A 10556-nucleotide genomic window follows, 5' to 3' on the forward strand; every position below is an offset into this window, starting at 1 on the left:
CACCGGGCAGGCGTCAGTCCGTATACATCGTCTTGCGACTTGGCACGGACCTGTGTTTTTAGTAAACAGTCGCTACCCACTAGTCTCTGCGGCCTCCAAACGCTTTCGGAGCACGTCCTAATACGTCGAAGGCCCCCTTCTCCCGAAGTTACGGGGGCATTTTGCCGAGTTCCTTAACCACGATTCTCTCGATCTCCTTGGTATTCTCTACCTGACCACCTGAGTCGGTTTGGGGTACGGGCGGCTAGAACCTCGCGTCGATGCTTTTCTCGGCAGCATAGGATCATCCACTTTTTATCCGCATCGTGTCTCAGCCTGTATGAGTCGCGGATTTGCCTACGACTCGGCCTACGCACTTGCACCAGGACAACCATCGCCTGGCTTGGACTACCTTCCTGCGTCACACCTGTTAATACGCTAACCGCACCAGCATGGGGTCACGTGCTCCCCTCCACGGTGTCACCCGAAGGTGACGATGTGAAGGCTCGGACGTTTAGCACCACTGGATTAGCTTGGGCGGTTCTTCGCCGGTACGGGAATATCAACCCGTTGTCCATCGACTACGCCTGTCGGCCTCGCCTTAGGTCCCGACTTACCCAGGGAAGATTAGCTTGACCCTGGAACCCTTGGTCTTTCGGAGGACGTGTTTCTCACACGTCATTCGCTACTCATGCCTGCATTCTCACTCGTGTAGCCTCCACGGCTGGTTTCCACCGCCGCTTCGCTGGCCACACGACGCTCTCCTACCCATCAACACGGCTGGACCACGAAGGCCTACCAATAATGTCAATGCCACAACTTCGGTGGCGTGCTTGAGCCCCGTTACATTGTCGGCGCGGAATCACTTGACCAGTGAGCTATTACGCACTCTTTCAAGGGTGGCTGCTTCTAAGCCAACCTCCTGGTTGTCAGAGCAACTCCACATCCTTTCCCACTTAGCACGCGCTTTGGGACCTTAGTTGGTGGTCTGGGTTGTTTCCCTCTCGACTATGAAGCTTATCCCCACAGTCTCACTGCTGCGCTCTCACTTACCGGCATTCGGAGTTTGGCTGACGTCAGTAACCTTGTAGGGCCCATCGGCCATCCAGTAGCTCTACCTCCGGCAAGAAACACGCAACGCTGCACCTAAATGCATTTCGGAGAGAACCAGCTATCACGAAGTTTGATTGGCCTTTCACCCCTATCCACAGCTCATCCCCTCAGTTTTCAACCTAAGTGGGTTCGGTCCTCCACGACGTCTTACCGTCGCTTCAACCTGGCCATGGATAGATCACTTCGCTTCGGTCTAGGACATGCGACTGAATCGCCCTATTCAGACTCGCTTTCGCTACGGCTACCCCACACGGGTTAACCTCGCCACATATCGCTAACTCGCAGGCTCATTCTTCAAAAGGCACGCTGTCACACCTACCAGGGGTGCTCCAACGGTTTGTAAGCAAACGGTTTCAGGTACTATTTCACTCCCCTCCCGGGGTACTTTTCACCTTTCCCTCACGGTACTTGTCCGCTATCGGTCATCTGGGAGTATTTAGGCTTATCAGGTGGTCCTGACAGATTCACACGGGATTTCACGGGCCCCGTGCTACTTGGGATACTCTCCACGCCAGAACACGCATTTCGACTACGGGGTTGGCACCCTCTATGACGGCCTTTCAAGACCGTTCGTCTATACGCTTCTGTAACGTCGCCAGCTCGGCAGAACTGACTGGTGAGTCCCACAACCCCGAATATGCAACTCCTGCCGGATATCACACACACTCGGTTTAGCCTGATCCGGTTTCGCTCGCCACTACTAACGGAATCGCGGTTGCTTTCTCTTCCTGTGGGTACTGAGATGTTTCACTTCCCCACGTTCCCTCTACCCGCCCTATATATTCAGGCGGGAGTCACTAGGTCGGCACGCCGCCCAGCGGGGTTTCCCCATTCGGACACCCTCGGATCAAAACTTGCTTATCAGTTCCCCGAGGCTTATCGCAGATTGCTACGTCCTTCTTCGGCTCCAGATGCCAAGGCATCCACCGTTTGCTCTTAAAGACTTGAAATCACATGAGTTTGAATCAAAAACTCGACCCCATCCGAAGATGGAATCAGAATTGACTAATGATCTTTAAGATCATCTTGTGCAACCAGCTCGAAAGCCGGCTGCAAGATGCTCGCGTCCACTGTGTAGTTCTCAAAGTACGGGCGGAACCCCCATCCACCTGCCCCCACAGGGACAAACAGAAAGAGGTCCAGAGGTTCAGACCAGACCCCGAAGGATCCGCATCCGGTCCCTCAGGACCAACAGCGTGCAGGCACCGGTCCCTCACCCAGAACCTTCCAACCACCGAAGCGGCGTACTAGTCCCGAGATCAGATCTCGATGCCATGTCAAATGTTCCACCCATGAGCTCCCAGCGAAGAACGTATGCCTTCGATCTGGGTTCTGGACGCCGAAGCGTCAGATGCTCCTTAGAAAGGAGGTGATCCAGCCGCACCTTCCGGTACGGCTACCTTGTTACGACTTAGTCCTAATTACCGATCCCACCTTCGACGGCTCCCTCCACAAGGGTTAGGCCACCGGCTTCAGGTGTTACCGACTTTCATGACTTGACGGGCGGTGTGTACAAGACCCGGGAACGTATTCACCGCAGCGTTGCTGATCTGCGATTACTAGCGACTCCGACTTCATGAGGTCGAGTTGCAGACCTCAATCCGAACTGGGACCGGCTTTTTGGGATTCGCTCCACCTCACGGTATTGCAGCCCTTTGTACCGGCCATTGTAGCATGCGTGAAGCCCAAGACATAAGGGGCATGATGATTGACGTCATCCCCACCTTCCTCCGAGTTGACCCCGGCAGTATCCCATGAGTTCCCACCATTACGTGCTGGCAACATAGAACGAGGGTTGCGCTCGTTGCGGGACTTAACCCAACATCTCACGACACGAGCTGACGACAACCATGCACCACCTGTTTACGAGTGTCCAAAGAGTTGACCATTTCTGGCCCGTTCTCGTATATGTCAAGCCTTGGTAAGGTTCTTCGCGTTGCATCGAATTAATCCGCATGCTCCGCCGCTTGTGCGGGTCCCCGTCAATTCCTTTGAGTTTTAGCCTTGCGGCCGTACTCCCCAGGCGGGGAACTTAATGCGTTAGCTGCGTCACGGAATCCGTGGAATGGACCCCACAACTAGTTCCCAACGTTTACGGGGTGGACTACCAGGGTATCTAAGCCTGTTTGCTCCCCACCCTTTCGCTCCTCAGCGTCAGTTACGGCCCAGAGATCTGCCTTCGCCATCGGTGTTCCTCCTGATATCTGCGCATTCCACCGCTACACCAGGAATTCCAATCTCCCCTACCGCACTCTAGTCTGCCCGTACCCACTGCAGGCCCGAGGTTGAGCCTCGGGATTTCACAGCAGACGCGACAAACCGCCTACGAGCTCTTTACGCCAATAATTCCGGATAACGCTTGCGCCCTACGTATTACCGCGGCTGCTGGCACGTAGTTAGCCGGCGCTTTTTCTGCAGGTACCGTCACTTTCGCTTCTTCCCTGCTAAAAGAGGTTTACAACCCGAAGGCCGTCATCCCTCACGCGGCGTTGCTGCATCAGGCTTTCGCCCATTGTGCAATATTCCCCACTGCTGCCTCCCGTAGGAGTCTGGGCCGTGTCTCAGTCCCAGTGTGGCGGTCACCCTCTCAGGCCGGCTACCCGTCGACGCCTTGGTGAGCCATTACCTCACCAACAAGCTGATAGGCCGCGAGCCCATCCCCAACCGAAAAATCTTTCCAAACGCAGACCATGCGGTCACGTCACATATCCAGTATTAGACGCCGTTTCCAGCGCTTATCCCAGAGTCAGGGGCAGGTTGCTCACGTGTTACTCACCCGTTCGCCACTGATCCCACAGAGCAAGCTCCGTGTTCACCGTTCGACTTGCATGTGTTAAGCACGCCGCCAGCGTTCATCCTGAGCCAGGATCAAACTCTCCGTAAAAAGAAATTGCATACGAACCGGGAAAAACCGGAACGCAGCGAGTTTGATGCTGACCAAAGAGATAAATCATTGCTGACTATCCATTGCCAACCCCACAAGGAGGTTGGTCTTTGATCCAAAGGAATTCTCACCCAGCCAAAGCTAGACGAGGATAATTTGGCATTTGACAAGTGCACGCTGTTGAGTTCTCAAGGATCGGATGCTCCCACGACCCAGCCATCACGACCAGGCCCGCAGGGCAACTTCTCTATCTTAGCCATCCCGACCCGCTTGTCAAATCGGCGCGCCGTGCGGATCTCGGATCCGCTGCGCAGCCGGTGACAGCCGCAGAAGGGGTGGATCTCCCATCCTAGACGCAAGCGTCTGATCTCTCAAGTGAGAGAGGATCGGGAGTGGTTCTCCGCTTGAGGGGGGTGAAGCTCTGGGCTTCTCCGCTTCCCTGTGGGGCGAACAAGTAATAAGTTACGTGGATTCCGGGGGTCTGGCAAATCGGGCGCACTCCCCCGGGCGTGTCGCAGGCCCTCATGCGCCTGATTCCCCCGGATCAGCCAGGGTTTCCGGCCACTTCGCGGCCGGGAGTAGCATCTCGCCATGGTCTCCGGTCGTCCCACCTCCGCCGCTGAGCTGCTCGCCCGCGTCGTGATCGAGGCGGGCGGGGACGCGTCGCAGGCCCCGACGGACTCGGGCCTCCGTGCCCTCGGGGCGTCCCGCTCTCGTCGCGCACGGCGACCGGCGATCTCGCTCTCGTCAGCGTCGCAGCAGTGGCCCTCGCCGCGGGTATCGATCTCACGCGCGTCGACCCCGTCCGCGTCGCCGTCGCCTACCGGAGCGACAGGTATCTGGAGGTGGGCGGCACTCCCCCTCCCGTGTGGGCGCCCCTCTCCGGGTTCTGGGCGAGCGCGGATGGATGGGTCCGGACACACGGCAACTACCCGCACCACGCGCGCGCGCTTCGCACCGCGCTGGACCTGGACGACAGGGCAGGAGCGGAGGCCGTGGCCCGCACGCTGGAGACGCTGCACACCGCGGAGGCCGTCCGCCGGATCTCCGAAGCCGGAGGTCTCGCCGTGGCCGTCCGCCCTGAGGACCGCGCGGCCGATGAGGCTCTGCGGCGGACGCCCGTCGTGGACGTCGCGATCACGGAGGCGATCGGCCGACGACGGGGGAAGGACCGACGTCTCCCGTCGCCCGGTGCGGCGGGGCAGGCTCCCCTCGCCGGCGTCCGCGTCCTCGACCTCACGCGGGTGATCGCCGGTCCGGTGTGCACCCGGACCCTCGCGCTCCTCGGCGCGGACGTGCTCCGCATCGACCCGCCGCACCTCCCCGAGCTTCCGTGGCAGCATCTCGACACCGGTCACGGCAAGCGCACCGCGCTGCTCGATGCCCGAGGCGCTGCGCTGCACGACCTCCTGGAGACCGCGGATGCCGTCGTGCTCGGCTATCGTCCTGCGGCCCTGGAGCGCCTGGGCCTCTCCCCCGACGCGCTCGCCGCACGGTATCCGGGCCTGCTCGTCGCCCAGCTCAGCGCCTGGGGCACGTCTCACCCCGAGCGCGCCGGCTTCGACAGCCTGGTCCAGGCGGAGAGCGGCATCGCACTGATCGAGGGCGACGGCGGTCGGCCGGGCGCTCTTCCGGCTCAGGCATTGGACCACAGCGCCGGCTACCTCCTCGCCGCCGCCCTCACGCAACTGCTCCGCCACCGCGACGGGCACTCGCGAGTCGTGCGGACCTCCTTGCGTCGGATCGCCGCCGATTTGCTCGGGATGCCGCGGACGCCCCGCGCGTCGGCGCTCCCCGAGGTGGACGCATCCGGTCACCTGGCCCGCTTCGACGTCGACGGGGAAACGATCGTGACGGCCGCCCCGGCACTCCCCGGCCTGGCGTTCGATGCCCCGCACGGGTGGGGCACGGACGCGCCGCACTGGTGAGGCGCGGGATCAGACCGCAGCGCGCGGCCGCCGCACCGCCAGGACGACGCAGAGGACCAGGGTCAGCACGCCCCACACCGCGCAGGCGGGCGGCAGCACCCGATATGCGAGATGCTGCACCGTGAACTCGGCGGACAGCGGTCCGAACGCGAGCAGACCGCCGACCCACGCGATCACGAGGATCACCGGCAGCGAGAGCCACCACGCGACCCGCATGAACGTCGGAAGGACTCGGCGCGCGTCCGCTCGAGGCGTCGCGCGGCGCAGCCGCAGTGCAGCCCAGATCGCCAGGCCCAGCAGGCCGAGGGCACTCGAGCCGTACTGGAGCCACTTGTAGCCGTCGAAGGGACCCCAGGAGTCCGCGAGCGCGGGCAGCAGATCCACGCCCCACCGCGAGTCGTGCGTGAACGCATCCCAGAGGATATGCGAGAGCACGCCCAGCATCGTCGAGAACACGAGCAGGAACGGATACAGCGGTCGCCAGCCCGCGTACCGCGGGCGGTCATCGCGACTCAGCGCCTCGATCGCCGCCCGGTATCCGGTCACCCCCCAGCCGGCGGGTAGTCGCACGGACACCCATCCCGGCAGCAGTTCCAGGGTCGCCGGGCGCAGCAGGACGCGCCAGAGGAGGAACAGCCCGAGAGCGAGCAGCGTCGTCCACACGAGGTTGACCGGATCGTGCAGGAAGCCGTAGTTGAGGCCGACGTTGCGCAGGAACAGCGAGATGTCCGGCGTCATCGCTCCGATCGCGATCGCCGCGGGGACGAGCGGCGTGCGCACGAACGGCAGCGCGACGATCGCGTGGCTCGGAGTGAACGGCATATGAGGCCGGGGTCAGCCCAGGAAGACGCCGGCGAGGGTCTTCTTCCCGCGACGCAGCACCGAGACACCGCCGGGCAGGGTGCCCTGCACGGTCGCGGAGTCGTCCTCCACCCGCTCCCCATCGAGGGAGACGCCGCCCTGCGCGATGGCGCGGCGCGCCTCCGACAGGCTCGACACGAGACCGGTGGCGACGAGGGCGTCGACGACCGGAGTTCCGGCTGCGACCGTCGCATGCGGAAGCTCGTCGAGCGCCGTGCGCAAGGTCGCCGGGTCGAGAGTCGTCAGGTCGCCCTGCCCGAACAGCGCCTCGGACGCCGCGATCACGGCCGCCGTCGCCTCGACGCCGTGCACCGTCGCGACGACCTCGAGCGCGAGGCGCTTCTGGGCGGCACGGCGGAACGGCTCGGTCGCCACGAGCTCCGCGTACTCCTCGATCTCGGCCCTGGTCAGGAACGTGAACACCTTGAGGCGCTCGATCACGTCGGCATCGGCCGTGCTGAGCCAGAACTGGTAGAACGCGTACGGGCTCGTGAGCTCCGCGTCGATCCAGATCGCGTTGCCCTCGCTCTTGCCGAACTTCGTGCCGTCGCTGTTGGTGATCAGCGGGGTGCCGATCGCGTGGACGGACACCCCTTCGACCCGGTGGATGAGGTCGGTGCCGCTGGTGAGGTTGCCCCACTGATCGGAGCCGCCCGTCTGCAGCACGCAGTCGTACTGCCGGTAGAGCTCGAGGAAGTCGAGCCCCTGGAGGATCTGGTAGCTGAACTCGGTGTAGCTGATCCCGGCGTCGGAGTTCAGGCGCGCGGCCACCGCGTCCTTCTTCAGCATGGTGCCGACGCGGTAGTGCTTGCCGATCTCGCGGAGGAAATCGATCGCGGAGAGCGGCGCCGTCCAGTCGAGGTTGTTCACCATGCGGGCGGCGTTGTCCCCTTCGAAGCTGAGGTAGCGCTCGACCTGTCCGCGCAGACGGTCGACCCATTCCGCCACCGTCTCGCGGGTGTTGAGCGTGCGCTCCGCGGTGGGCCGCGGGTCGCCGATCAGACCGGTGGACCCACCGACGAGACCGAGCGGCTTGTGCCCGGCGAGCTGGAGGCGGCGGAGCAGGAGCAGCTGGACGAGGTGCCCGAGGTGCAGGCTGGGCGCCGTCGGGTCGAAGCCGCAGTAATACGTGACGGGATCTCCCGCGAGCAGGGCGCGCAGCGCCTCCTGGTCGGTGGACACGTGGACGAGGCCACGCCACACGATCTCGTCCCACACGTTCTCGAACGTGGGGTCGATCGCCTGCGGCGCGGTCGTCAGAGCGGGAGTTGACACGCGCTCCAGGCTAGCAGCGGACGACCGCCCCGCTGCGTCGCGCGGAGGGGTGTCAGCTGTGCGCGGCCCACCACACGAGGAACGCGGCGCCGAGGCCGATGACCCAGCTCACGAGGCTGCCGACGAGGAAGTACTCCGCGCGGGCCCCGGTCTCCCCGTCGCGGGAGATCTCCGGGAAGCGGACGATGCCCTTGGCGGCGAGCATGGCCGCGAGCACGGGGTACGCCGCGGCCAGGGTGAGGATCATCACGAGGACGCGTTCGAGCGGGCCGATGAGCCGCCCGCCCTTGAAGCCGTGGCGGGGATCGGCGGGGATCACCCCCACCGCAGGGGCATCGGCCGCAGGCTGGTCGGTCGGTGCGGATGCGACGACCGGAGGCACCGGCTCCGCCACCTCCGCGGGGCGCCAGGTGTGCTCGCCGTCCAGAGCCGCGCGGACGACGAGGTTGGCGGATTCGAGCAGGAAGACACCGGCGCCGAGCGCGAGCACGGCCAGATCGAACGGCACCTCGCCGAACGGCGAGCGGAGCGTCCAGAGCTCGCCGATGAGACCGGCGGCATTCCTCGATCCGCCCCAGACCACGGCGCCGATGCTGAGGGCGGCCAGCGAGACGGCCGGCCAGAACCCGGCACGGGACGGCCCCTCGTCCGGCATGCTCCAGGCCCACAGCGCTCCGGCACCGAGTCCGAGGAGGGCCGGCAGCAGCGCGTCCCCGCCGATGCCGAGGAGGAGGACCACAGCCGCGGCCACGACGTAGCCGATCCACCGCCGAGGCACGAACTGGCGGACGAGGTCGGTCGCGCCGACGGCCAGGAGGACGAAGCCCGCGAGGATCATGCGGTCTCCCCCCGGAGCGCGGCCACACCCTCGATGACAGCGGCGGCTCCCGCGCTCCGCAGCGATTTGGACACGCTCGGCTGGGAGATGCCCTCCTGGGCGGCGAGCTCCTGCTGGGACCGGCCGACCAGGCGCCCGTACGTGAGGTGGCGCTCGCGCGTGCTCATCGCCCCGACGAGCTCGTCGCGCGCAAGGACATACGCGTTGGACGCGGCGATCACGGTCTCCATGACCTCATCCTGGCCCGGGGCTCCGACAATCCAGGTGCGCGTGCGCGGCACGGCGCGCTGTTCGCGGGCGTGCACGGTCTCGATCGCGGCGCGCGCCGCATACCACCCAGGGCCGTCGGCCAGCTCACCGTGCACCGACGCCACCGGTCGGACCTCGCCGATGCCGACGCCGAAGCGGAACGCGAGGCCCTCAGGGAGCCGGAGCTGGACCATGAGGAGGGAGAGGAGCGCGTCGGGAAGCTCGCGGTAGACGCCCTGCTGCTCGTCCCCTACCGTGGGCGTGAGCGGCTGGACCGCCAGCGGACGGTCGCGTTCGACCTGCGCGATGGTCTCGTCGAGTGCACGCTGTGCGGCGCTCCGGTCCCCGAGCTCTCGGGAACCCACGATGTCGGCGATCACGGCGATGACCATGGGATAACCGTAACATGAATATCCGAGGTTTATGCCTCATATGGCTATAGATAGGAAATATGCCTGATTCACGCATCATCGACTGGACCGACGGCACCTGGACCCACGCCCCCGCGCTGACGCGCATCGACGGGCATCTCGACGCCACCGCGATCGAGGGCAGCGATGCCTGGCGTCACACCGCGTACGGCTTCGTGCACGACTCCGAGCATGCACTGCTCGCCCCGCTGGAGGTCGGTGAAGCGATCGAGGTCGCCTTCCGCGCGCCGTGGGAGGGGCAGTTCGACCAGGCGGGCCTCTTCGTCCGCGCCGATGACCAGCACTGGATCAAGGCGGGAGTCGAGTTCGCCGACGGCCACCTCGGCCTGGGCGCCGTCGTGACCGCCGGCCGCTCGGACTGGTCGGTCGGCTACGTCGACGACTGGCGCGAGAGCGAGATCACCGTCCGGGTCAGCCGCTGGGCGGACGCGATGATCGTGCGGGCCCGCGCGGACGACGGACCGTGGCGACTCGTCAGGGTGGCTCCCTTCGCCGGTGACACGGCCGTCTCCGCAGGACCGTTCCTCGCAGCACCCACCCGGGAGGGCCTGACCGTCCGGTTCACCCGGTGGGAGCGCTCGGCCGCCGACGGCGACCTGCACTGAGGCGCGGTCGCCGCCGGAACGACTACAGGCCGAGCGCTGTGCGCGGCGGCCTGCGCGCGGGCGACGAGCTCCGCGCGCTGCTCGGCCACCCGCTCGGGCGCGGTGCCGCCGACGCCCGTGCGCGACGCGACGGATCCCTCGATCGTGAGCACCTCGCGCACCGCGGGGACGAGGTGGGGCGACACCGACAGCAGCAGCTCGTCGGAGGCGTCCTCCAGCCCGATCCCCTGTTCCTCGCAGGCGCGCACGAGTGCTCCGGAGATCTCGTGGGCATCGCGGAACGGCACCCGCCGCTTCACCAGCCACTCGGCGACGTCGGTCGCCAGCGAGAACCCCTGGGGGGCGAGCTCGGCCATGCGCTCCGTGTGGAAGCGCAGCGTCGCGACCATCCCC

The 10556-nt window shown here is 64.9% G+C and carries 6 protein-coding genes, 2 rRNA genes and 1 pseudogene; 2 read left to right on the top strand and 7 right to left on the bottom strand.

The features are described from left to right. Both AB1285_RS26060 and AB1285_RS26065 read right to left on the bottom strand, forming a co-directional pair. Positions 1–2042, bottom strand: a 23S ribosomal RNA gene (locus AB1285_RS26060); the annotation flags it as partial. Positions 2043–2454: 412 nt separating this feature from the next. Further along, positions 2455–3976: ribosomal RNA gene (locus AB1285_RS26065) — 16S ribosomal RNA — on the bottom strand. Between the two features lie 761 nt (positions 3977–4737). Between AB1285_RS26065 and AB1285_RS26070 the strand changes: the two genes are divergently transcribed. Next, complete coding sequence (locus AB1285_RS26070; protein ID WP_370428509.1) at positions 4738–5904, top strand: CoA transferase; 1167 nt, start codon at positions 4738–4740, stop codon at positions 5902–5904. Between the two features lie 9 nt (positions 5905–5913). On the opposite strand, the gene AB1285_RS26075 is transcribed toward AB1285_RS26070, so the two are convergent. Genes AB1285_RS26075 through AB1285_RS26090 form a run of 4 tightly spaced genes read right to left on the bottom strand, consistent with a single transcriptional unit; the run spans position 5914 to position 9519 of the window. Further along, positions 5914–6726, bottom strand: coding sequence for a DUF4184 family protein (locus AB1285_RS26075; protein WP_268776879.1), 813 nt, complete (start codon positions 6724–6726; stop codon positions 5914–5916). Positions 6727–6738: 12 nt separating this feature from the next. After that, entirely contained in the window at positions 6739–8040 is a 1302-nt protein-coding gene (tyrS, locus tag AB1285_RS26080) for a tyrosine--tRNA ligase (protein ID WP_370428508.1), read from the bottom strand. Between the two features lie 52 nt (positions 8041–8092). Beyond that, positions 8093–8878, bottom strand: coding sequence for a hypothetical protein (locus AB1285_RS26085; RefSeq protein ID WP_259955164.1), 786 nt, complete (start codon positions 8876–8878; stop codon positions 8093–8095). Next, positions 8875–9519 carry a SatD family protein gene (locus AB1285_RS26090; RefSeq protein WP_187661862.1) on the bottom strand — a complete coding sequence of 215 codons (645 nt, stop codon included), beginning with the start codon at positions 9517–9519 and terminating at the stop codon, positions 8875–8877. Before AB1285_RS26090 ends, AB1285_RS26085 begins: the two co-directional genes overlap by 4 nt. A gap of 59 nt (positions 9520–9578) precedes the next feature. Here AB1285_RS26090 and AB1285_RS26095 point away from each other — a divergent pair, with 59 nt between their 5' ends. Beyond that, a complete protein-coding gene (locus AB1285_RS26095; RefSeq protein ID WP_370428507.1) occupies positions 9579–10163 on the top strand; it encodes a DUF1349 domain-containing protein in 585 nt (194 codons plus the stop codon). 35 nt (positions 10164–10198) lie between these two features. Here the strand turns inward: AB1285_RS26095 and AB1285_RS26100 are convergent. Then, positions 10199–10556: pseudogene (locus AB1285_RS26100) on the bottom strand (argininosuccinate lyase); the annotation flags it as partial.

Source organism: Microbacterium sp. NRRL B-14842 (genome assembly GCF_050470785.1).

Bases quoted from the DNA above. Each gene is read 5' to 3' on its own strand.
- AB1285_RS26090 (WP_187661862.1), bottom strand. From the start codon at position 9,519: ATGGTCATCGCCGTGATCGCCGACATCGTGGGTTCCCGAGAGCTCGGG.
- AB1285_RS26085 (WP_259955164.1), bottom strand. From the start codon at position 8,878: ATGATCCTCGCGGGCTTCGTCCTCCTGGCCGTCGGCGCGACCGACCTC.
- AB1285_RS26075 (WP_268776879.1), bottom strand. From the start codon at position 6,726: ATGCCGTTCACTCCGAGCCACGCGATCGTCGCGCTGCCGTTCGTGCGC.
- AB1285_RS26095 (WP_370428507.1), top strand. From the start codon at position 9,579: ATGCCTGATTCACGCATCATCGACTGGACCGACGGCACCTGGACCCAC.